Origin of the sequence: Aliikangiella sp. G2MR2-5 (assembly GCF_015687155.1) — a bacterium.
Taxonomy (GTDB): domain Bacteria; phylum Pseudomonadota; class Gammaproteobacteria; order Enterobacterales; family Kangiellaceae; genus Aliikangiella.
This window is the reverse complement of the sequence record NZ_JADPQF010000001.1, coordinates 647,040-670,481: the sequence shown is the minus strand read 5'-3', so window position 1 is coordinate 670,481 and position 23,442 is coordinate 647,040. Positions and strand designations below refer to the sequence as shown.

The window sequence follows — 23,442 nt, the reverse complement described above, 5'->3', positions numbered from 1 at the left end:
ATCCTTATTACTGACTTGTTTATCACTCCACTTATTGAAAAACATAAAATTCCTTGTAAAAAACTTTGCCATAGAATCATCATTAAGCCAGTCGAACTCTATTCTGTTAACTCTGAGCCAATATTATCCAACCGCTGAACATCTGATTTACTCTACAGCATTGCTCATAGACAGAAAAGCAAATGAAAACTAACAAATGGTCTATATAATCCGCGAAAATGTCTCAATCTTGTATACTTTGGTTGCAATTTTAAATGACAGTCCGATAAACCACTAGTGATTAATTTTCACTTTGGCAACATTTATCACTATTAGAGATTTGCAGTATGTTTTTTGCTCAGAGAATACTGAGTTTTATCTACCATTTTTCCGAGACATCAATTTGTATCAGAAAAAGCATAATATCAAAACCCAACATCACACTTAAAATATATTTATATAAATATTTTGTGACAAGCTTCTAGAAAATAGTTTATCTGCATGATAGCCTTGCCACGCTGGTTGATCTGAACACGTTGAACTCTTCAGATTGCTAACTCAACAAAAATCTTTGAGTAGTTACAGCTATCGTGGAATTTGAATAAAAATTCCTATTTGAATATTTTTTTCAGCAGTTCAAATTTCAAACAGGGAATTCGCTACAGGGAAAATTTTAGTTATTACTAATAATTTCATCTTGAATATTTCACACTTTCCATTTTGAGATGTAAATATTGCACTTTCTCGAAGATGGTTGATTTGCTTTTTATTATTGATCAGAGATATTTTTGGCTTCAGTGATTTACAGAAATTGACTTATATGCAAAATGATTCACAATGAATTTTCTGCCAGATCGCCATTTTCTAGATAGGTTATGTGGGTTAATTCACAATATACTGGAAGCTTTAGAACACTAATTTTATAGTGTTCGAAGAGAACAGTTTTTATTGCGCTGTTCTGAAAAAAATCGAAACACCTGACAAAGAGTAAAACCAGCAAAACTTGAACATGAATTAAGGGATTACATTGAATGACCTCACAAGCTGTTTTTGATATTGAGAATTTACTTCATCCAATATCGGAAGATAGTCCTACCGGGATTGATTTGCGGGAAGATAGCTCTCCAGACTCCCTTTACTACAAAATCAAAGATGCTCGCAACTCAGCCCGATCAGATGAACGAAAAAATCTTTTTGAGTTTAGTGCTGAAGCCAACGAACTATGGCGTACCGTGCTCGAGCTTGCGCCCAAAATACTTAGCGAACACTCTAAAGATCTTGAGATTACCAGTTGGTATATTGAAGCACTAATAAGACTAAAAGGATTTGCAGGCCTTAAAGATGGTTTCCTATTACTTAAGCAACTAGTAGAAAGCTTTTGGGATGATATCTATCCTCTACCGGATGAAGATGGGCTGGAAACTACGGTAGCTCCACTAGCAGGACTTAACGGCCAGGGAGCAGAGGGAGTGTTAATTGCTCCTATCCGTCGAGTACTTATCACTGAGGGCGATTCACCCGGTCCTTTTGGTTTCTGGCAATATCAACAAGCTCTGGATGTACAAAAAATAGTCGACGATTCTGAACGAAACAAGAAATTTGATTCTCTTGGCTTCAGCCTCGCAGATATAGAAAAATCAGTTACGGCATCCAGCGAAACCTTTTTCATAAACCAACGAGATGACCTGGAACTCTGCATCAGCACCTATAAAGAAATCGGTCGAATTCTCGATGATAAATGCGGTGCGCAAGTCGCGCCGTCAATCTCAAATATAACTGAAACATTGCAACAGTGCCTTGGTGCGATTAAGCACCTGGGCCAGCACAAGCTTCCTATGGAAAGCATAGACCAGGAAATACCTTCTGAAGTGGGAGATGTTGCGGAATCGAATGAAATAGAGTCAGTACCACAACAAACCGGGCCAATTAGAAATCGAGAACATGCATTCGAACAACTCAGGGTCATTTCTGACTACTTTTTAAAAACTGAACCTCACTCCCCTATTTCTTATTCTATCGATAAAGTTATTAAGTGGGGTAATATGCCGCTGACTGAACTGATTAATGAATTGATTCCGGACGGCGGCTCTCGACAATTTTACGAATCACTAACTGGTGTTAAAAGTAACAGCCTGGATTAACAGGGAAATTAAAGAGGAAGCAATATGTCTGACAGCATTCACGACAAATTAAAGCGTGTTAGGAAGCCTAGAGTTCATATCACCTATGATGTAGAGACTAACGGCACTACAGCAGAAAAAGAGATCCCTTTCGTCATGGGAGTTATGGGCGACTATTCCGGCGATAACACTGAAGCAAAAAAATCTCTTAAAGATCGTAAGTTTTCACAGGTAGATCGCGATAACTTTAATGAAGTTATGAGCAAAATCAATCCAAAAGTTGGCTTAAAGGTAGAAAATACTTTAGAAGCCGACGGTAGTGAGCTATCTGTAGAGCTCGACTTCAAATCACTAGAAGATTTTGAACCACAAAAGATTGTCGAAAAAGTAGAGCCATTAAAGAAACTCATGGAAACTCGTAATAAGTTGCGTGATTTGTTGACCAAGGCCGACCGTTCAGACGATTTGGAAGCAGTCCTTGAAGAAGTATTAAGCAATACAAGCGCACTTGAATCTCTTAGCGAAGAATTGGGCATTAATAACGATTCAGATAATAAGGACGGTGAATAATGTCAAAAGTTGAAGAACAAGCAGACGTTCAGGTTGCAGAGGAACAGGAAATAAGTTTCCTTGAGCAAGCCATAGGTGCAACCAAACAAACTCAAAGAGACGAAACTGAAGACCTTCTGAAGAATCTCACTAAACAAGTTATGGAAGGCACGGTTAAGTGGGACAAAAACTTAACTATTACGATTAACAAAGCGATTCAGGCAATTGACGAGACCCTGTCGAAACAAGTTGCGACCATCATGCATCAGGAAAAATTCCAAAAGATCGAGGGTTCCTGGCGCGGATTACATCACCTGATTTCAAATTCTGAGACGGGCTCAGGACTAAAGATCAGAATGCTGAATATAAGCAAAAAGGAGCTGACTAAAGATCTCGAAAAAGCGGTCGAATTTGATCAAAGTCAGACCTTTAAAAAGATTTATGAAAGTGAATTCGGTACTGCTGGTGGTGAGCCCTATGCGGCAATAATAGGTGATTATGAATTTTCTTCTCACCCTGATGACATAGATTTACTATCGAATATGTCGAATATCGCTGCGGCTGGATTCTGCCCATTTATTTCTGCGGCAGCACCAGAAATGTTTGGTTTCGAGAGTTTCACAGAACTATCAAAGCCGCGTGATCTCGAAAAAATCTTTGATTCTGCCGAGTATATAAAGTGGCGTAGCTTCCGAGAAAGCGAAGATTCTCGTTTTGTTACCCTGACTATGCCAAGAGTCCTTGCTCGCCTCCCTTACGGTCAAGCGACCAAACCTGTTGAAGCATTTAATTTTGAAGAAGCTAACTTGAATGCGGAAGGACAACACCTGGAAGCAGAGCACGATTCTTATTGCTGGATGAACGCGGCTTACACAATGGGCTCCACATTAACACAAGCTTTCTCTGAGTACGGTTGGTGTACAAGTATTCGCGGCGCAGAAGGCGGAGGTAAGGTTGAAGGGTTACCAAGCCATGTATTCGTTAGCGACGATGGTGATGCTGATCAAAAGTGTCCAACAGAAATAGGGATCACAGATCGCCGCGAAGCAGAACTATCAAAACTAGGCTTTTTACCGCTATGCCACTATAAGAATACTGATTATGCAGTGTTCTTTGGCGCTCAAACAGCACAAAAGCCCAAATCCTTTGATGATCCGGATGCGACGGCTAATGCGGCAATTTCCTCTCGCCTACCATATATCATGGCAACATCAAGAATCGCTCATTTCTTAAAAGTTATGGCTCGCGATAAGATTGGCTCTTTCATGGAAGTGGAAGATGCTGAACGTTGGTTGAACCAATGGATTCAAAAATACGTTAATGCTACTCCGGGAGCCAGTCCTGAGATGAAGGCCAGATATCCATTGGCTGACGCCAGCGTACAGGTAAAAGAAGTGCCTGGACAGCCGGGTGTCTATAATGCGGTAGCGTATTTGCGTCCTTGGCTACAAATGGAGGAATTAACTGCCTCCTTAAGACTTGTGGCTAATATTCCTAAAGCTGGGTAATCACATCTAAGGGGTGAGTCCGCTCTCCCCTTTAATATTTGTAGTGGAATCATCTGTGCAAGCTTTAGAACCTCTCACCTTTAACAAGAAGAATCACAAAACCGATCTGAATGCTATTGACTATGACTCGGTCTATCTTAGGCCTGCGTATATAATCAATGTTGAACAGTTCCTTGGAGAGAATAACTGCTTAAAAGCCTTGAGCTATTGGTTAGATGAGTATGCTTTAATAGATCGTATTAAAACAACTCAAGATATTATTTTTGCAATCCAGGAGTCAATATCGTTAATCGACAACCTCATCAATGATCAGCTAAATGTCATTATTCATGATGAGAAATTTCAAAAGCTAGAAGCTTCCTGGCGCGGATTAGAATATTTAGTTGCCCAAACTAGTGATACCAAGAATATTAAAATAAAAGTGCTCGATATGTCGTGGGCAGAAGTAGCAAAAGACATGTCTAGAGCCATCGAGTTTGACCAGAGCCAATTATTTCAAAAAGTCTATAGTGAAGAATATGGTACACCCGGCGGAGAACCCTATGGAGTATTAATTGGAGATTACTCGATCAGCCATAAAATATCAGAACGCCACCCTAATAATGATATAGCCACATTAGAAGGAGTTGCAGAAGTTGCTGCAGCGGCATTCACTCCATTTATCGCGTCTGCCTCGAGCGAACTATTTGGACTGGAAAGTTTTGCCACTCTTGGCCAGCCATTGAATTTTGAAGCAATATTTGGTCAAAAAGAATACGTCAAGTGGAAGGCTCTTCGCGAGAAGTTAGATTCGAGATTTGTCGGTCTTACCTTGCCAAGAATGATTATGCGTCTTCCTTACCGAACCGAACCAGGCAGTTACAAAGGTGTTTTTTTCTACGAAAAATCAAAAAGTCGAGGGAATGAAAACATATTGTGGGGAAATGCATGTTATGCATTCGGCGGGCTTTTACTAAGAGAGTTTAATAATGTTGGCTGGTTTGGTCATATCAGAGGTGTACCTAGAGACCATTTAGGTGGGGGATTAATTACAAACCTACCGGTAGATTGTTTTGCAACCGATTCACCAATGATAGCTCGCAAACCTTTAACAGAAGTTATTGTTTCGGATACTAAAGAAAGAGAATTAAGTGATCTTGGTTTTATGCCATTGTGTCAGTGCTATGATGTGCCTTTTGCTTCATTCTTTAGCAATCAATCCATTCACAAACCACACAAACAATCCTCTGAGGAAGCCAATATTAACGCCAAACTTTCGGCAATGCTGCAACATATTCTGTGCGCATCAAGAATTGCACATTATATAAAAGTTATTATTCGGGACAAGGTAGGTTCCTTTATGAGCGCTCTCGATTGCGAAAAATATTTGGCGGAATGGTTGTATAAATATACAACAGGCCGTGAAGACCTTGACTGGGAAGAGCAAGCAAGATATCCGTTGAGAGATGCATACGTCAAGGTAAAGGAGCATCCTGAAAAACCAGGTCAGTACTTTTGCTCTATTTATCTGCGTCCTCATTATCAATTAGATCAGATGATCTCTGAACTAGAGTTGACTACAGAGCTAATACAAAAGTCCTGATGAGGACAATAAAATCTAAAAGGAACGGGAAGTGGCTCATATAGATAAGAATAAAAAACTCAGGCCTTCGATACTTGATCGACTGATCGACAACGAGCCTAATATTCAATCTGAAACCGATCCAGGTAGAGAGCAGCAATTAAAAGAACTCCGTAAAAGCGTTCGCAGAGATTTAGAACGGCTATTGAATACCAGGTACCGTGTTATTGAACCTGCAGAGGAATTCAAGGAGTTAGAACACTCTATTCTGAACTATGGCTTACCGGACCTGGCGACAGTTAACACCTTGGATATAAGCAAAAAGAAACAATTTACACAAAACCTTGAAAACCTGCTAAAGGAGTTCGAGCCTCGGTTTAAATCAGTGAATGTTAAATTTACAGAAAATCAAAAGAAGACAGATCGAACACTGCGTTTCAGTATTGAAGCAACTATTTATGCAACACCTTATCCCGAGGTCGTTATTTTCGACTCAATACTGGAACCAGTCACTCGAACCGTTAATGTGGAAGAAGTAAGATAATGGCTGACGAGTTACTACCCTACTATGAAAAAGAGTTGGCCTATATTCGCCAACTCGGTGCTGAATTTTCAAAAGAGCACCCAAAGATAGCGAGCAGGCTAGGCATAAACACAGACACAATCGAAGATCCGCATGTCTCGCGCCTGGTCGAAAGCTTCGCTTATCTAAACGCTCGTATTCAGCACAAACTGGACGATGATTTTCCTGAGCTTACGGACTCAATGCTTAGTGTGTTATACCCGCATTATCAAAGGCCTATTCCCTCAATGTCTATTGTTCAATTCGAAGCAGACAGAGAACAACTTGAGGCAAGTTATTGTGTTCCCAAAAACACCCTAATAGAAACGTCACCATTTCAGGGCGAAACATGTAAGTTCTCTACTTGTTATGATACAGAGATGCTTCCATTAGAAGTAGAGACAGCTGTTCTTATGGGAAGACCTTTTACGGCTCCTGGTGCTGACAATGTCCGCGGGGCTGGAGGGGTTTTAAAATTATGTATTAAATCATTTTCACCAGCAATTAAAATTTCCGAGCTCGGTATCGACCGCCTTAGATTTTATTTAAAAGGATTGCCGCAACATATAAATCCGCTTTATCAAATGTTGCTAAACGAAACATTAGAAATCGTTGCTACCGCTAATGATGAAGATTCTATCATCTCATGGTTAGGGTCCTGCTCGCTGAAACCGGTTGGCTTATCTGACAGCGAAGGGCTTCTCCCCTACCCTGACTCTTCATTTATTGGCTATAGATTGCTCACCGAGTTTTTTATTTTTCCAGAAAAGTTTATGTTTATCGATATTGAGGGGCTTTCTGAAAAGTTGAAAAATATTTCCGGTGACAAACTGGAACTTTACATCTATGTCAAGTCCTCAGATGTCGAGCTGGAACATAATGTCAATGAACAAACTTTTGCATTGGGCTGTACACCTGTAGTCAACCTTTTTCAACAATTAGCAGAGCCCATTACCCTGGATCACAAACAAACAGAATATCATCTGCTAGCCGATATTCGACGACCAAATGGATATGAAATTTATTCGGTAGATAAAGTAACAGGTTCTAATTCAGCAGGAGAAAGGCAAGAGTATTACCCTTTTTATGGACTGAATCACCAGCAACAAAATGATCAAAATACAGCGTTTTGGTTTGCACAACGGCGCAGTGCTAAACTGAATAATTTCGCTCGCGATGAAGGCACTGAAGTTTTTCTCAGTTTAGTGGATATTGGATTTAATCCCCACCTACCTAACGATTATACTTTATCTGTCAGGACTACCTGTAGTAACCGAGACTTACCCAACCAACTGCCTTTTAATAACGAACAACCAAGGCTTCAATGTGTTGATAGTGCTCCGCCCTGTAGTAGAATTCGTTGTTTAACTCAACCAACAGCGACTACACGACCGCCTTTACGCAATCAGGCCCGTTGGAGACTAATTTCGCATCTGAATTTAAACTATCTGTCATTGACAGGAAGTGGAGACTCCACAAATGCATTAAAGGAGATTTTAAGACTCTATGACTTCAAAGAATCTTCTGTTACACAAGGACTCATATCTGCAATCATATCGGTCTCTGCACGACCAATTAATGCTCCCATTACAATTGATGGAAGAGCCAGTATGTGCCGCGGCATTGAAATTGAAATAGTTCTTGATGGCACACTACTCACCGGAAGTAGCGGTTACCTGTTTGCCCTCATTTTAGAACAGTTTTTTGCTGTTTACTGTTCGATAAATTCATTTACACGATTACTTGTTAAACTACACGGAAAAGAAGGTTACTTAAGAAAATGTCCACCTCGAGCAGGCGAAAAGATACTTCTGTAACCCAGCAATTGATTGACGCTCCTTATCAATTTAGCTTCAATCAAGCAGTCCGGTTACTAGAACGAAGTGCTAACTTCGTTGAAACAAATAATACTGAAGCGACCAGAGCGAATAAATCTGTCGCGCGTTTTTATCCGCCCAATCAGGAAACAGTGAGATTTGTTTCAAATCAGACTCTCGAGTTCAATAATTGTGAAATAGCAAAAATTCACCAAACAAAAACACCTGAGCATAAAGCAGAATCACAATGGCAATTACTAGTTAACTTTTTAGGACTTACCGGCTCTCAAGGCGTTTTGCCTTTTCACTATTCCGAGTTGATATTACAAAGAAACAAGCTCAAAGATCCGGCGATAGCAGCATTCCTGGACCTGTTTAATCACAGAACTATCTCACTGTTTTATCAAGCATCGACAAAATACCGTCTGCCTGTTGAATATGAGCGTAAAAAACTCTTTTCACCTGGCTTGTCTACCAGGGATACGCAAACACAGGCTCTTTTATCCATTATCGGTCTAGGGACAGAACATCTGACAAATCGATTGTACACCCGTGACGAATCTCTGCTTTTTTATGGAGGCCTTTTTAGCCAGAATGTTAAGAACGCCACCAGCCTGGAAAACATGCTTTCAAGTCACTTTGAAATTCCTGTCAAAGTAGAACAATTTGTTGGTCAATGGCAGGAACTTATCGATGATGTCAGAAGCCGTCTTCCTAGCAAAGAATATCCCGAAGGGCAGAATAACGCACTTGGAAAATCGGCGATGCTAGGAAAGAAAGGATGGAGCGCACATAGCAAGGTACGGATCGTTTTGGGTCCATTGAATAAAGATCAAGCGGCGAGATTTAGTCCTAAAACAAGCGCTCTGGCAGCAGTCAACGAATTAGTCAAACTTTATTTGGGCATGGAATATGATTATGACTTTGTACTAAAGATAGAACGCTCTACCAAACTAGACAAAGCGCAGCTGGATCCTGAAAACCCACCAATGATGGGCTGGAATACTTGGCTACTAGGTAGTGAAGAGCAAAATAATGAAGTAGAGAAAGAAACACTTAACATTTCGGTGTCTGCTAATCGATTTAATTAGCAATAAGAGAAAGGTAGGTTGACGAAAACATGTCCAAATCACATTTAATCAGAAAATGAGATTTGAACTATTAACTGAGTCGTCAGAAAATAATACTAAACAAACTTGTTAGGGAAAAAAATGGTTTCTATTAATTTAAAATCTTTGGTTGGAAAGCTAAACCAGCCTTGTCGACAAGCGCTTGAAGGTGCTGCAGGCCTTTGCATGGCTCGTACTCATTACAATGTTGAAATTGAGCACTGGTTTTTAAAGCTGTTAGAAATCCAGGATACCGACCTAAAAGCGATTCTAAAAAAATTTGATGTCGAGCCCGGTAAATTTAATGCTGAGCTAAATAGTGAGCTCGATAAAATTAAATCAGGCAATACAAGAGCTCCAGCACTTTCCCCGACGATTGTCGACCTGGCTAAAAGTGCATGGATTCTAGCTTCCGTTGAATACGGATTAGCCGCGACTACATCAGCTCATCTGTTAGCTGCCTTACTGTTAGACGAAAAATTAAGCCGCTCTACAAATATTACAAATGGCGAATTATCCAAAATTGCACCAGAATCACTTCGCGCTTTATTACCATCCATTGTAGGAACAACCTACGAATCCTCCACTACGGGAACTTCAGGAAGCTCGAATTCAGCAGGAGAGTCGCCAGCTTCGGAAGGCGTGCCAAGTAAAACTCCTGCTTTGGACAAATACACCACAAACTTGACGACGGCAGCCAAGAATGGAGAAATTGAACCTATAATCGGCAGAGACGAAGAGATTCGACAAATAATAGATATCTTAATTCGTAGACGACAGAATAATCCAATTTTAACCGGAGAAGCAGGAGTTGGAAAAACAGCAGTTGTTGAAGGATTTGCCTTAAGAATTGCATCCGGTGATGTTCCTGCACCATTAAAAGGTGTCATCGTGCGCTCACTCGATCTTGGATTATTACAGGCTGGCGCGAGTGTAAAAGGAGAATTCGAAAATCGTCTTAAATCAGTAATAGCTGAGGTTAAAAGCTCGCCTGAACCGATCATTATGTTTATCGATGAAGCCCATACAATGATCGGAGCAGGCGGAAAAGAAGGCCAGGGAGACGCTGCAAACTTACTAAAGCCAGCACTTGCCAGAGGAGAATTAAGAACTATAGCAGCCACTACCTGGGCAGAATACAAAAAATATTTTGAACGAGACCCAGCCCTGACCAGGCGCTTCCAGGTTGTCAAGATTGAAGAACCTTCTGAAGAAAAAGCAATCAACATGATGCGTGCTATTTCTGAAATGCTTCAAAATCACCACGGTGTCAGAATCATGGATGAGGCTATAGTAGACTCAGTTCGTCTTTCTGCAAGATATATCACAGCGAGACAATTACCTGACAAGTCAGTCAGCTTATTGGATACAGCCTGTGCCCGTGTTGCCTTAAGTCAAAGCGCGACTCCAGCATTAATAGATGATACTCGTAGACAAATTACTCAGCGTAAGCGCAACATCGTTTCCCTGGAAAGAGAAAATGCCACGTTAGGTAATGGAGAGGATCGAATAGCTGAGCTTTACGCTGAGGTTAAAACGCTGGAAGAGCAACTTGCACTACAAGAATCACAGTGGCAGAACGAAGCGCAGATTGTCGAAACTATTCATGGCTTGCAAAAAAGAATCGAAGCAGACTTTCTTGCACAGAAGTTAACCGACGAAGAATTATCGAAAGAAGACGCTCCCACCAAGCTTTCTGCACAGGAAAGAGAAACTATTAAGTCAGATCTACATCGCGCAATGGCTGATCTTGAAGAAATTCAAAGAGACCAGCCCATGATACAGGTAAATGTTGGTAGTCAGGCAATCGCTGAAGTAGTTGCAAACTGGACCGGGATTCCTGTTGGAAAAATGGTTTCAGATGAAATTAATTCCATTTTGGATTTAAGTCAGCGATTGGGTGAGAGAGTCATTGGTCAAAACCATGCTTTAGAGGCTATAGCTCAAAGTATTAGAACATCTCGTGCAGGCTTAACAGATCCGAGAAAGCCAATTGGCGTTTTCTTTATGGTTGGTTCGAGTGGTGTAGGGAAGACGGAAACTGCACTTGCCCTGGCTGACATACTATATGGTGGAGAACAGAATATCACCACTATTAACATGTCAGAATTTAAGGAAGAACACAAAGTATCAATGCTGCTGGGCTCGCCTCCAGGTTACGTAGGTTACGGTGAAGGTGGAGTACTAACTGAAGCGGTTCGTCGAAAACCTTACAGTGTAATATTGCTTGATGAAATGGAAAAGGCTCACCCTGGTGTACAAGATATTTTTTATAATCTCTTTGACAAAGGCACGATAAGAGACGGTGAAGGTAGAGATATCGACTTTAGAAACACCGTTATCATTATGACTTCCAATGCGGGCGAAGAACATATTAGAGCGATTTGCGCAGCAGGAGAAGAATTGCCTGAGCCTGATATACTTTTAGATAATTTCAGACCTCAGTTACTTAAGTATTTTAAGCCGGCATTTTTAGGACGTTCTACGGTTATTCCATACTATCCTCTATCTGACGAAAATCTACTTGAAATTTGCAAAATCAATATGAGAAAAATTGAAAAGCGTGTCAGAGCTCACTATGACGCAGAGTTTAATTATGATGAAGAGGTGCTTTTACATATTGTCGCCCGTAGTCAAGAGGTAGACACCGGAGCCAGGAATATTGAAAACATATTAACTCGAACACTTCTGCCAGCTCTAGCAACAGAGTGTTTGTCTAGGTTGGCAAATGGAGAAGAAATCAGCTCAATTCATATTGGGGTAACGGAAGAAGGTTCATTTACCTACGACATCAAGTAAATAGGAAAAGCACATAAGCAGTTAAACTCACCAAGCTTGTGTGCTTTAATTTGAAAATATAGAAATGATTCGATTAAGCTTAATTTTTAAAGCAGCGCCTGTACTCGCTTTTTATTTTTTTATTCAACACTATGCTGTTTACGCTAGTGGTCAAGCGGATACTCTGTCAAATAACAATCTTCAGTCAAATAGCCGCGTTCAGTCAAATAGTGATGTTCAGTCAAAATTATTAGACAATCTTGAGCAGGATTATAGGCTTGCTATAGTCAAATTCTTGCAAGTAAACAAAGACCTTGTATTAGGAGAAATTACTCCTGGTCGCCTCTCCTCTCCCGCCGATGATGACTCATACTTTAACACTCTTAAAGAGTTGACTGCATTCGAGGACTTCAAAGCTGCAGCCTATATCTATAAATATATTGATGAATTCACCCGTCTTGCTTACCACACTGAAATACCTTTTGTATTTCGGGTGTTGTTGAAAAACAACGATCTGATTACAGCCAACAAACTCAAAAAAATTGTCACTAATGTGGGTGATGATTACTTGAATGCCATAGTTGAGATTGAGTTTGCAGAATACTATTTCACTCGTAATGAATGGGAGCAACTATTAAATACGCTTAATATTGATTACCTGATGTTGTCACAAAAACTCGTTGATAGATCGAATCTATTAAAAGGGATAGCTCTGCAAAAGTTAAAACGCCACAGAGATTCAATTCGCTATTACGACTTAATAGAAAGTAGTTCTCCATTTTTTAAATTAGCGCAAATAAACAAAGCTGTAGGCTATTTACGTCAAGGCTGGTGGACTGATGGCCACGCCATAATAAAAAAGATAATAATGGATAAACCAGTTGAAGAACAGGATGAGTTTACCAACCGTCTCTATCTAGTTCTGGGACATTCTCTACTTCGCAACGAATACTACCGAGAATCCAGAAAAGCATTTAGAAATATTACTTTAGACAGTCAATATTTAACTAAGGCTTTAATGGGGATTAGCCTGGTTGCGATCAAGCAGGAAGATTATAAGGCAGCCCTCAATGCACTTTCTCTCATTAAAAACAAACCGAATAAAACATTAGAAGTTATGGAATCATATCTTTTATTACCTGTAATTTTTCAAAATCTGGGACAAAAACTGACTGCAAATAGCGCTTACGAAACCGCATTAACCTATTTTAACGAACAACTTGAGAACGTTAAAAAGCAGTTAAGCAAAAACGCGCTCGATTCAAGCTCTTTCTTTTTAGATCCAGTCACTCTCGAAACAAGGGTCGATAGCCTTCAAGTGAACTTGTCTACAGAAGTACCACAACATTTGCTGTCAGACTATATTCGGTTACAACAAATGTTATCACAAAACAAGTCACATACCTTGAAGGCACTACTTGCAAAATCCAAGCAGAAATATGAGAAAGTTATTGCATCTGGAATCCTAAGTTCACTTGAACATAAAAAGGCTATCATTGAAAGCTACTTAAGTCAGACCCGTTTTGGTCTGGCGAGACTCTATGACAGTAAAGGTGAATGATATTTTGAAAACAATAGCTATTGTGCTTTCATTGTCTTTCCTATTGCCGGGTTGTACGACACAAGCTGTCAGAAAAACTCTTGCAGACTTAGATAAGATTTCGCGCGTTGAACAAGCAGAGGAGAATCAAGCGCCGACACAGGAACACTCCAGAGAAAAAGCTCGGCTAGCCTATTGGAAGTATCTGGACAACACAAGTCGCTCAGATACTTCACGACAAATAGCTTTAACCAGGCTTGCGCAGTTGGAATTTGAAATTAGTAATGAACAGGAAAACGCCTCTGCTTCAGCAGGAGAAAACCATACAGCGCCAACGCCAAAGCGCAATCAAGCTCATGAAGAAAATCAAATTAATAAAGTAATTGAGCTTTATGAGACATCTCTGAAAGATTATCCGAATGCAAAGGGTAATGACAGAATTCTTTATCAACTGGCCAAAGCACTGGACCAGATCGGAAATACAGATGCTTCCATAGAAAACCTTAAGAAACTATCTTCGAGATATTCAAAATCCCCCTACTATGCCGAAGCTCAATTCAGAATCGGCGAAAACCATTTCAGCCGGGCTGAATATAGTAAAGCGGAAATAGCATACACTGAAGTTATACTTAATCCGGTCAATCAAATTTTTCTAGAAAAAGCACTTTTTAAGCGTGGCTGGTCACGATTCAAGCTATCTTTTTATGATGAGGCAATCGACGATTTTATCGCAACAGTACAACTCCACAATTTTAGTGTTCCTGAGAAGCAGACAAAAACTGAAAAAGAACAGTTTGATGAATATTTTCGAGCAATTGGTCTCTCATTTGCAAACCTGGGTGGAGCAGATTTTATATACGAATACTTTAGTCGTCATGGGGATTTTCCACACATTTTTCATACCTACTCAGTTATCAGTGATATCTATCTTAAGCAGGAAAGATATTCTGATGCTGTAAAGATTCTGGAATCCTATAGAAATTTCTATCCTGAAGATAAAAACTATCCGATGGCTCAATTTAAAGTCGTACAAATATGGCAACAGAGCGGATTCAAAAAGAACCTATTTAGCGCTATCGAAAGATTTTATTCTCTATTTAATCCGGCAAACAAATATTGGCTTAGGGTAGAGTCAGGTAAAATTAAATATAACCAGATCAGCTTCGCTTTGAAAAATTATATATTGCTTACCGCCGAACATTTTCACTCAAGATATCAGCAGAATAAGTCCAATTTAGATATGCAATCGGCAAAAATCTGGTACAACCGATACCTTAAACATTACAAGGATACTGCACTGAGTGAAGGAGTCTACTTTCGATACGCTGAATTATTACGCTCTAGCGGAGACTTGAAAAGCTCATTATCCTATTATGAAAAAGCGGCATTCGATGGTGAGTTGGTTTTGAATAAGGATTCTGCATATCAAACCCTGGCAATCAGCAATAATCTTTACCACCGGGCTTCTGGTGTTAATAAGAGTATATTTCTAAAAAAACAATTGACCTACGCACCACTTTTCATTCAGATGTACTCCAACGATCAGAGAAGTGATGATATTGCTGTAAATACGGCACAGCTTGCATATGAAAACAAGCTATTTTCTAAAACCATAGACATTACAAGTTTGCCTCTCAAAGCAGTTACTAAGGAGAATCAGCTGAAAATTGATATACTAAAAGCTCAATCTCACTTTCATCTTAATCAATATGAATCCTCAGAATCTGCTTATTCAGCACTACTAAACCGAACTCAATTAAGCAGTAAAAACCGGGTAGATTTTAGTAATCGATTAGCTCTAGCAATTTATTCTCAGGGCAAGGAAATGAAAGCACTAGGAAGGGTTGACGATGCTATAAACCACTTTATGAGAATATCAGTTGTTACCGCTGACAACGAAATTGCAGCAACTGGCATGTACGATGCAATAGCAATGTTGATGGAAAATAACAGATGGAATGATGCAGTGGAGGCAATTAGACAGTTTCAATCATTATACCCCAAGCATAAATTCAATGGAGAAGTAACCAAGAAGCTATCACTTGCTTATTTGAAACTTGAAAAGAAAGATAAAGCAGCCGAACAGTTTGAAAAAATTTCTGACTTTGAGAAGAACAAGGAAGTAAAAATGGCGGCACTGTGGCAAGCAGCTGAACTTTACAGTTCGCAAGACAAGCACCTTTCTGCGGCTCGCTCCTTATCAAAATATGCAAATAGCTATAAGAAGCCCTTTGATCAATACATGGAAGCTCTTCACAGGCTTATCGAGATATATCAGAAGTTAGGCAACAAAAAGCTCCTTAACACCTGGAGAAACCGTATACTAAAGGCAGATAAAAATGCCTCCCCTTCAGAGAAAACTGATAGAACAAGATATATCGCAGCGATCACACTACTCGAACTCGCAAAAGAACAAAAAGTCAGATTCTCATCGCAGAAACTATCTATCCCTTTAAACAAAAGTTTGAAAACTAAAAAAGCAACCATGCAAAAAGCGGTTGAATATTATGGTAAGGCTTCTTCATATGGAATACCTGATGTAACCACAGAGTCTACATATGGAATAGCATTACTTTACGCAGATTTTAGTCAAGCATTATTGAACTCTGAACGTCCCACAAATTTGAATGACGATGAGCTGGAACAATATAATGTATTATTAGAAGATCAGGCTTATCCATTTGAGGATAAAGCTATTGAATTCCATGAGATAAATTTGTCCAGAATAAATACAGGGATATTCGATCAATGGATAGCCCTAAGCCTCTCTGAACTAAAAAGCCTGTTTCCAACCAAATATGCGAGAAAAAGTAAGATCGATGGTTTTATACAAACATCAAAATAGCTATGGAAGACTTTCGATGAAACGACTTAGCAACCAAATAAAAATATTTCTAAGAACTTTTTTCTATCTATGTGCAATTGTCGTTGTCGGCTGCCAGTCTTTTTCACCTGGACAATCGACCATTCAAACAACTAATAACTCGACGACTAGGGAATATCATCAAAAATTTGAAACCGCTCTGGCAGCTCTAAAGGCTGAAAACTTTGATTCGGCAGAAGAATTGTTTATTATTCTTGCTAAAGAGGTCCCAAACAAAGCTGGACCAGTTGCAAATTTAGGGCTAATCCGCTTTATCAGAAACAAACAGAGTGAAGCCAGGAATTTTTTAGAAAAGGCTATAAAGATAGACCCCAACATTCCGCAAGCCCATAACTTGTTGGGATTGATTTCAATTGATGAGAGAAAAATTATTGAAGCTGAGCAGTATTTAAAGAAAGCTATTGAGTTGAAAGAGGGATATTCCAACGCTCACTTCAACCTGGCCTTGCTGTACGAAGTTTATTTGCAGGACAATTATAATGCCGCAAAGCACTATAAAAAGTATCTGGAAACAGCTGGCGCCGAAGACTCAAATACTGCCGACTGGTTGTCAGGAATTGAATCGGCAATAGAACAAGCGAAATAAAAAAATGTTGATACGTCAAAATATTAAAATTCTAATCATTGCACTATCGGGGGCTATCTTATTAGGATTAAATCCAATGGAGCCAGTTAAAGCCGCCGACAATCGCAATATAAAACTAAAGACACTAAAAATTCATGGTAATAAAGAACTACCTAAAATGTTATTTATAGTGCCATGGAAAAAAAGTGACAATTCTGCAGGCCAAGAAAAAGCGCAGCAACTAGTTCTTCATAGTTTATATGGAGATCTATTCGATCCGATAACACCGGAGCAATATCAAAACTCTATAGCCACGTTGCAAAAAACTATTTCAGAAAAAGCCAAGTAGTGCGAAGAGTTCTATTGGATGATGCTATCAGCTTCCCAGCCTGGCAATTATTTATCAGGATGATTTTCAATAATAAAAATTACATCAAGCGGCAGCCCATTAGGTTCGCTTAGCGATATATCTATATTTGCAACGACGTCGTTGACTAAAATATAATACATTATCTAGATACTAAAACCGGATCACTGAATAATTTTTCCAACAGTCCACCCTAAAAGCTTCTTGTCGGGATCCTGTGATTTAACATGTCGACCAACATCCCTGTGAATGATGATAGTAGCTTTATCTTCATACAATCGAAAGAGTAAAGCATCGTTGGCTTTTTCGGCATCAATTGCAAGCTCATCAAAAATATAAGATCCAGGCATTAATTCAGAGTAAATAGAATTGGAAAGATCCGCACATTGAATAACCCCCAAAATATTAACTGCGAAATAATTATCCCAAATAGTACCATCAACATCGCTTTTTACAATTGCCGGAAAAAGTTGCAAGTTGTCTACTCCCGCTTCCTGCAATAAACTTACAAATTTTTCTGACATCAATGGGAAACTACAGTCTTTAAAATCCAACATTTTGGCTCCGTGAGTCGCATCTGTAGAGTAAATAATTGGCTGCTCAATTTTTTGATTTATTACGCTCCCTTTCATAAAGCTAATATCTTCTGATATATCGCTCGGCTCGTTTACTCTATAGTCTGTATCTAACAGTAAGTTATTTTTAAGAATGTAATACATTATTTTTCCCACATTTAAAGCGTTTATAGATCATCTAACGGATCGGCCGCAGCTTGCGAAAGTTCCTTAAAATATTTCTTTGCATATTTTGAAATAAAGTATGGCCAGGTACTGGGGGACGAAGTTAGCTTTTTTTCTATGTTCTTTGATAAATTATCAAGCCATTGATTAACTTTGTAAGGAGGAACAAAAGGTTTTTTTGGCTTCCCACTACTTTCAACACAGAAAGGACATTCTTCACTTTTTTCTCCAACTCTATCTTTCAATAAAGTTAGTCGCTTTTTGATCTCGTCAGGATAGGACTCACAGTATCCATCAATACCATGCCCCTTGTGACCACCTATATGAACCTGCCCTTTTCCCGCATCCATAGCAAGTTTCATAATCTTATACTTCTCAGAATCACTTTTTACTCCCCACTTCCCACTATATTTTTTTGGATAGGAAGGCAGAAATACACCGTTGTCTCCATTGTTGATCGTATAGCCTGTGTCGCCTTTATATTTATCGCCCTTGGTTATTGCCTTTTCTATAGCGTGTCCCTTCATTATTTCATTTCCACTTATGCAGTGATGAGCTTCATTGCCATACTCTCCGTGCTCTGAATTTTCAAATATAGGTGATGGACTCGGCCGTTCTTCACTGATATTTTGATTGGGATATTTACCATCTTTAGGCCTGGCACCAGACTGATGAGCGTAGTTACACCTTTTGGGGTTATTCATGGCTTCTCTTAATATACCGCCATCATTGTCAGCACCTTTAAAAGTCTTCCACTCATGTTTAGTCTCTTTCCCTGGACAAAACGGACAATCCTCACTATCTGGATTATCTAAATGTATCTGAATTTTTTCACCAATTTGAGTCATATCTGCGTCTCTTCGATTCCAGTTCAAATTTACAGCCGCAACCAGACATTAGATTGCAGTCAAGCAAACCGCTGCTCGCTTTTCAAGATCCGATGAGCAATAAACCAAATGCTGATTACCGGTCTTTAAGCTCTTAATAGCATCCAAAGCACTCACTCCTAGCAAAACGGCTCCGGTCGCAGCCCCAATATCGCCATAACAATCCGCTGGATGGATCACTTCATAACTTTGCGAAAACTTTTCAGCGTTTCGTATTGACGCAACGCCAAGCTCTTTAACAAAGAAATTCTCACCGTTCATACTGGAATAAATGCGCTCTACTTTGCTATCGTTAACGGGGATTAATGCTTTTTCAAACGCCTTCGCCAACCCTTCCCCCATGTAAGGTTCATCTTCTGCATAAAGATGCCCTGCCTCTTTTGCTATACCAGGTAGGGATAAGGCTACCGGTAGGTAAGATATATCGTACTGCTTGCATAACAATAGGAATCCAGCCCCTTCTCCTGGGGCAAAGCCATCGGATACTCCTAAAGCCAAAACTCTATTCTCGCTATCCAACCGGCTTAAGATGCCTGGGTTACTAAAAGTATCAACACCACCGACTAAAATACAATCATTTCCTTCCTGGGACAGGTATTTAAAAGCGTAATTAATAGCTTCAATAACACCTGCACGGCCAGTTCCTGCATATCGACTCGCTTCCATATCAAAATCAAACTTAGTTTGAAGCTTTAAATACTCTATAATATTGGGCGCGATTGGCGTTGAACGAGCAGGAATGTTCTCGGGACCGGCTAACACTAAAGCGAGCGGCTCTTGAATAGAGACTGTTTGTAAAACTTCATTCAATCCGGCATGACATAGCCTGATAATTCTTTTTACATCCCCATTTAGCCTATATTGCATTAACTCTTCATCTAATGGGGGGAGCGCTTCATTTGGAACCCATGAAGTTTTTATTGGTTTGTCATTTTTATTGATATACACCGAGTCCTGATAAGCACTGATTCCAGCTCGTATCGATGCTGCAGTCATTTCAGTACTCATTCCGACCGGAGTGATCATTCCTGTAGCAGCAATATAGAGCTGCTCCAATTGATTCATCGCTCGGTCCTCGCTTTAATATTAACCAATGGGACCTGCGGATTTAATAAAGCTAATTCGTAAGCAGCAGCAATTCTTTGTCTTTGCAAACCTGAATTTAGTTTCTCTTGCAACATTGATTCACAAATTTCTTTTCCCATGAAATATCGCTTTCCAACCTGATACTTGCCTCCATATTTCTGCCACGTTAATGCAACTTTATCAACATCCGGAAATGGCAAATTCTCATCAGGGTCCATACTAACATCCTTGTCCTCAGGGTCATCCGTTGGTAAAACTGAAATGTCTTCAGGAGCATCTATCGCCAAGCCATATTTTTCTAAGTCGATACCAGTAATCATTGAAAAAGCCTCCCCTGCCAGCCTGGCAGTCTCGACTTTACGCATTTTCTCGATAAGCCAAGGTATCGCATGAGGGTCTCCCAATACCCCCGTCGCTTCTATCACTAATCTCGCTGACTTCTGTTCGACAGCCATTTTAGAGATCCACATTCTAGCTTTGTCAATCGACAGTGATCTAAAAGCGGTATTCATAGCAATCAGTTTTAACTGACAATCTTCCCTTAAATAGTTTTGTAGCTGTGGAGCGGCTGTTTTATCGCCAAGCATCAAAGTTGACCAATTTACCCAAAACTTAACTTCAGGATCCTCATCTTCATAGGCTTCATCCAATGCCCAACGCAACTCAAATCGTTTCAACTCTCCGATAAGTCGAAGCATTCTTGCCCTTAGCGGTTTGTGAGCCAAACAGTCTTCTCTTTTCAATAAGCTTGTTAGCATCTCACCTGGAAACTCTCTACGTACACTAAAAACACTGACAGCAAGGTATTTATGTTCAAGGTTCTTACTCCCCAGAAATTTATACATCCATTCAGCTACCAAAGTTTGCGGCAACCAGGCCATAGCCGATACCAGTCCTTTAATAGTTTCCGGTGACTTCAAACCCGCGAATACTGCAGTCTTGATTTTTTCGATATCTCGCGAGCGAAAAGCAACCACGGCGACGGTAAATATTTCTCCTGGCTGTTCGTAATCTAAAGCCTCAAGACAAACATCCCACGAAATATCTAGTGCGGTCATTAATCCGTCAAGATGGGCTTCTATTCTATTCTCTAATTCAAGTAAATCTTCTTGACTATAGTGGGGTTGTGATAGGCCAACACACCTTAACAACCATAAAAACGATGCGTCAGTTACATGCTGTTCATAAATATCCCTAAACGCACTGTTGGGTACTTCCTGAAATTTTGATGTTAATTTTTTTATTATATTCATAGCGCAATTCGGGTTAGCCCATAATATTCTTCTTATTGTGGAAAAGTGGATCCCCCATACGACAAACATTTTTTCCTTCAAACTTAACATCGAATGAGTACATCATATACTCGCATTCACCTTTAGTCTTGCCACTAATGACGCCTCCCCCGGCGGTACCAGCTTCGTCTCCAGTACTGGTAGAATATACGGCGCCTTTCACCATAGGCATTTTCTTATCTGTTTTAACCGACTTGGGTCCTTTTGATGTATCAGAAGACTTACCTATGTTGGGATAAGGGATGGGAACCGGTCCCCCTGGAGTTGGAGTTTTACATACATCAGGAAATACTGGACTCATTCCTCCGCTACCCTTATGGGCTATCCCTCTGGTATTGGCAAATGTCGTTTGCGCCATAAATATTTCCTACCTTCTCAAATTGAATTCAGCGACTCGCAGATTCATCTATCGATTAAACTTGATACCAATTTCACTGACCTTTAAAGCTTGTTTATCACACTCAAATATAGCTTTCCAGACCATAGAAACTTGCTTTAGATTTGGTTCAAAAATTAACGTTTCCATAAAGAATGGAAGCCTGTGCTTGTTGCCTGCAACACTAATTTCACACTGCATCGAAACACGGGGCAATTCACCTGTTATCTCTCCATCAGGATGCATACTCTTAATGGAAAAAAACTCTCCCCCTTGAATGAAACCGCTATAAATCAAATCTGGATGCGCTACATTCAAAAAGCGACTATCAAAGTCTTTTGGTAAATAAGGGGCTCGAGTCTTTTGCCATCGTTCGTCATAGGTACCGGCAAAAGATCTTCTGGGCAACCAGTCTGGAGAGCAACATCCAAAGCCTACAGGTTTTGGCTTGTCCGAAGGATATTGAATCAGCTCATCAGGATCTTCTATGTTTGGCAATAACGTCCCTTCCATCTGAGAAGCACTTCTTTTTCCCTGAAATCCACGACCTACAGGGTTTCTTTCTTCAGCCAAAATAGACTCGTCATCTAACTGATGAATACCTCCAAAAGCTCTTTCATAAACAACAGGCATGGAGTTAAATGGTTTTGCAGTAGTAATTGCACCATTCTTCCATATCCTGTCCCCAAAAACTTTTACGCTCTTTGAAATATTCCCTACATTTACTTCGACATCAAGTTGACTGACCATCTGTCCATTCGGCGCAACAGCATTACCAAGCATGATGATGTCTGTCGCTAATTTTCCTGTATGAAAATCAGAAGCCAGTCTTAAACTAGAAGCAGAAGGCTCGCCCCAGTATTCATCCTCAGCCTGAGGAGGAATTTGCTCGTCAGCTAATACCCAACCATTTTCTAAACGAAAGCTTGCTTTAACCATGGTATAAAGAGTATCTATTCCATGTTCGTTGGGAAAAAGAGCAACATTGCTGGCAAATGGTGTCGTATTTTTTAGCTGAAGCATTGTTTCTACATGGGACCTGATAAATATCGATATAGTTGATGAAGCACTTTTTTATGTCTAATTTAGTTTAGTAATATAAGAAGCATCTACTGGATTGGATAAAGCTAATTTACCTGAACAGAACCACCCATGATCCGATTAACACCTGACGAGCGGTTTAGCAAATATTTGCCACGAATAAGTATTTTTCCGGCTTTCGTTAGCCGAATACTTGCTTCTCCACACCTTAATTCAATTTCTTCTTGTCCTTCAATTATCACTTTTCTTCCATCAACATAAGCTGTGTTTTCAATGCTCTTAACGTTTTCATTTTTGTTTTTTTGAGCCTGACTGGCGTCAACGTCTTCTAGCGGATCAATCTCGCCATTTTCGCTTTCTAGTGAAGAGTCAACAATTTCAATGTTGTTAAGAATATCTAGCAATGGACTGTGAATGAGTCCCATAATGACCGGTTTATTAAGGTCGCCATTGTTAAACAGCAATGCAACCTGCCTGTTGATATGTTCTCGATTTACAGAGACAGTCGAAAGAGCTGCGATGGGTACTTTATAATTCTCACCAAAACAAACTAAAGGTCGACTCTCTTCATCAAAGCCTCTTAGCTCTCCGATGACAATTTCTCCGGGAGCTATTGTCTGCTTATCAACAACAGTAGGCTCTTCATACAAATCTGTTTGCTTAATATCCATCTACAATTAC

Annotated in this window: 19 protein-coding genes; 12 read left to right on the top strand and 7 right to left on the bottom strand. The window is 39.8% G+C overall.

All coding sequences use genetic code 11. The annotated features are described in order from the left end of the window. Positions 1-1,010 precede the first annotated feature (1,010 nt). From tssA to IYN84_RS02585, 12 genes are all read left to right on the top strand, one after another. Positions 1,011-2,120, top strand: coding sequence for a type VI secretion system protein TssA (gene tssA, locus IYN84_RS02640; RefSeq protein WP_196137609.1), 1,110 nt, complete (start codon positions 1,011-1,013; stop codon positions 2,118-2,120). A gap of 24 nt (positions 2,121-2,144) precedes the next feature. Further along, positions 2,145-2,669: a type VI secretion system contractile sheath small subunit gene (gene tssB / locus IYN84_RS02635; RefSeq protein WP_196137608.1), complete on the top strand. Its 525-nt coding sequence runs from the start codon at positions 2,145-2,147 to the stop codon at positions 2,667-2,669. Continuing rightward, positions 2,669-4,156, top strand: coding sequence for a type VI secretion system contractile sheath large subunit (tssC, locus tag IYN84_RS02630; protein ID WP_196137607.1), 1,488 nt, complete (start codon positions 2,669-2,671; stop codon positions 4,154-4,156). The genes tssB and tssC (IYN84_RS02630) overlap by 1 nt, the downstream gene beginning before the upstream one ends. A gap of 55 nt (positions 4,157-4,211) precedes the next feature. Then, the gene (gene tssC, locus IYN84_RS02625) at positions 4,212-5,738 is read left to right on the top strand and encodes a type VI secretion system contractile sheath large subunit (protein WP_210330273.1); all 1,527 of its coding nucleotides are present in this window, start codon (positions 4,212-4,214) and stop codon (positions 5,736-5,738) included. A 31-nt stretch (positions 5,739-5,769) separates the two neighbouring features. Beyond that, the gene (gene tssE / locus IYN84_RS02620; RefSeq protein WP_196137606.1) at positions 5,770-6,261 is read left to right on the top strand and encodes a type VI secretion system baseplate subunit TssE; all 492 of its coding nucleotides are present in this window, start codon (positions 5,770-5,772) and stop codon (positions 6,259-6,261) included. Next, positions 6,261-8,096, top strand: coding sequence for a type VI secretion system baseplate subunit TssF (gene tssF / locus IYN84_RS02615; RefSeq protein ID WP_196137605.1), 1,836 nt, complete (start codon positions 6,261-6,263; stop codon positions 8,094-8,096). Before tssE ends, tssF begins: the two co-directional genes overlap by 1 nt. Continuing rightward, a complete protein-coding gene (tssG, locus tag IYN84_RS02610) occupies positions 8,060-9,187 on the top strand; it encodes a type VI secretion system baseplate subunit TssG (protein WP_196137604.1) in 1,128 nt (375 codons plus the stop codon). The genes tssF and tssG overlap by 37 nt, the downstream gene beginning before the upstream one ends. A gap of 120 nt (positions 9,188-9,307) precedes the next feature. Continuing rightward, positions 9,308-12,004, top strand: a complete 2,697-nt coding sequence (tssH, locus tag IYN84_RS02605) for a type VI secretion system ATPase TssH (protein WP_196137603.1) — start codon at positions 9,308-9,310, stop codon at positions 12,002-12,004. A gap of 64 nt (positions 12,005-12,068) precedes the next feature. Then, positions 12,069-13,544, top strand: coding sequence for a tol-pal system YbgF family protein (locus IYN84_RS02600; RefSeq protein WP_196137602.1), 1,476 nt, complete (start codon positions 12,069-12,071; stop codon positions 13,542-13,544). After that, entirely contained in the window at positions 13,525-16,368 is a 2,844-nt protein-coding gene (locus IYN84_RS02595) for a tetratricopeptide repeat protein (protein ID WP_196137601.1), read from the top strand. Before IYN84_RS02600 ends, IYN84_RS02595 begins: the two co-directional genes overlap by 20 nt. Positions 16,369-16,384: 16 nt before the next feature. Continuing rightward, positions 16,385-16,993 (top strand): tetratricopeptide repeat protein, encoded by a 609-nt coding sequence (locus IYN84_RS02590; RefSeq protein WP_196137600.1) that lies wholly within the window; start codon positions 16,385-16,387, stop codon positions 16,991-16,993. Positions 16,994-16,997: 4 nt separating this feature from the next. Next, positions 16,998-17,321 (top strand): hypothetical protein, encoded by a 324-nt coding sequence (locus IYN84_RS02585; protein WP_196137599.1) that lies wholly within the window; start codon positions 16,998-17,000, stop codon positions 17,319-17,321. 182 nt (positions 17,322-17,503) lie between these two features. Here the strand turns inward: IYN84_RS02585 and IYN84_RS02580 are convergent, their stop codons facing one another. The 7 genes from IYN84_RS02580 to IYN84_RS02550 form a co-directional block, all read right to left on the bottom strand. Then, positions 17,504-18,058 (bottom strand): imm11 family protein, encoded by a 555-nt coding sequence (locus tag IYN84_RS02580; protein ID WP_196137598.1) that lies wholly within the window; start codon positions 18,056-18,058, stop codon positions 17,504-17,506. Positions 18,059-18,081: 23 nt separating this feature from the next. After that, complete coding sequence (locus IYN84_RS02575; protein WP_196137597.1) at positions 18,082-18,927, bottom strand: AHH domain-containing protein; 846 nt, start codon at positions 18,925-18,927, stop codon at positions 18,082-18,084. 48 nt (positions 18,928-18,975) lie between these two features. Continuing rightward, positions 18,976-20,031, bottom strand: coding sequence for a hypothetical protein (locus IYN84_RS02570; protein ID WP_196137596.1), 1,056 nt, complete (start codon positions 20,029-20,031; stop codon positions 18,976-18,978). Continuing rightward, positions 20,028-21,305, bottom strand: a complete 1,278-nt coding sequence (locus IYN84_RS02565; RefSeq protein WP_196137595.1) for a TIGR02270 family protein — start codon at positions 21,303-21,305, stop codon at positions 20,028-20,030. The genes IYN84_RS02570 and IYN84_RS02565 overlap by 4 nt, the downstream gene beginning before the upstream one ends. A gap of 13 nt (positions 21,306-21,318) precedes the next feature. Further along, positions 21,319-21,702, bottom strand: a complete 384-nt coding sequence (locus IYN84_RS02560) for a DUF4150 domain-containing protein (protein ID WP_196137594.1) — start codon at positions 21,700-21,702, stop codon at positions 21,319-21,321. A gap of 48 nt (positions 21,703-21,750) precedes the next feature. Further along, complete coding sequence (locus IYN84_RS02555) at positions 21,751-22,743, bottom strand: DUF2169 domain-containing protein (protein WP_196137593.1); 993 nt, start codon at positions 22,741-22,743, stop codon at positions 21,751-21,753. A 104-nt stretch (positions 22,744-22,847) separates the two neighbouring features. After that, positions 22,848-23,432: a DUF6484 domain-containing protein gene (locus IYN84_RS02550; RefSeq protein ID WP_196137592.1), complete on the bottom strand. Its 585-nt coding sequence runs from the start codon at positions 23,430-23,432 to the stop codon at positions 22,848-22,850. Positions 23,433-23,442: the final 10 nt, after the last annotated feature.

Excerpts from the sequence above, each read along its gene's own strand:
- tssA (WP_196137609.1), top strand. The coding sequence starts at position 1,011 with ATGACCTCACAAGCTGTTTTTGATATTGAGAATTTACTTCATCCAATA.
- tssB (WP_196137608.1), top strand. The coding sequence starts at position 2,145 with ATGTCTGACAGCATTCACGACAAATTAAAGCGTGTTAGGAAGCCTAGA.
- tssC (WP_196137607.1), top strand. The coding sequence starts at position 2,669 with ATGTCAAAAGTTGAAGAACAAGCAGACGTTCAGGTTGCAGAGGAACAG.
- tssF (WP_196137605.1), top strand. The coding sequence starts at position 6,261 with ATGGCTGACGAGTTACTACCCTACTATGAAAAAGAGTTGGCCTATATT.
- tssG (WP_196137604.1), top strand. The coding sequence starts at position 8,060 with ATGTCCACCTCGAGCAGGCGAAAAGATACTTCTGTAACCCAGCAATTG.
- tssH (WP_196137603.1), top strand. The coding sequence starts at position 9,308 with ATGGTTTCTATTAATTTAAAATCTTTGGTTGGAAAGCTAAACCAGCCT.
- IYN84_RS02600 (WP_196137602.1), top strand. The coding sequence starts at position 12,069 with ATGATTCGATTAAGCTTAATTTTTAAAGCAGCGCCTGTACTCGCTTTT.
- IYN84_RS02595 (WP_196137601.1), top strand. The coding sequence starts at position 13,525 with ATGACAGTAAAGGTGAATGATATTTTGAAAACAATAGCTATTGTGCTT.
- IYN84_RS02590 (WP_196137600.1), top strand. The coding sequence starts at position 16,385 with ATGAAACGACTTAGCAACCAAATAAAAATATTTCTAAGAACTTTTTTC.
- IYN84_RS02585 (WP_196137599.1), top strand. The coding sequence starts at position 16,998 with ATGTTGATACGTCAAAATATTAAAATTCTAATCATTGCACTATCGGGG.
- IYN84_RS02580 (WP_196137598.1), bottom strand. The coding sequence starts at position 18,058 with ATGTATTACATTCTTAAAAATAACTTACTGTTAGATACAGACTATAGA.
- IYN84_RS02575 (WP_196137597.1), bottom strand. The coding sequence starts at position 18,927 with ATGACTCAAATTGGTGAAAAAATTCAGATACATTTAGATAATCCAGAT.
- IYN84_RS02570 (WP_196137596.1), bottom strand. The coding sequence starts at position 20,031 with ATGAATCAATTGGAGCAGCTCTATATTGCTGCTACAGGAATGATCACT.
- IYN84_RS02565 (WP_196137595.1), bottom strand. The coding sequence starts at position 21,305 with ATGAATATAATAAAAAAATTAACATCAAAATTTCAGGAAGTACCCAAC.
- IYN84_RS02560 (WP_196137594.1), bottom strand. The coding sequence starts at position 21,702 with ATGGCGCAAACGACATTTGCCAATACCAGAGGGATAGCCCATAAGGGT.
- IYN84_RS02555 (WP_196137593.1), bottom strand. The coding sequence starts at position 22,743 with ATGCTTCAGCTAAAAAATACGACACCATTTGCCAGCAATGTTGCTCTT.
- IYN84_RS02550 (WP_196137592.1), bottom strand. The coding sequence starts at position 23,432 with ATGGATATTAAGCAAACAGATTTGTATGAAGAGCCTACTGTTGTTGAT.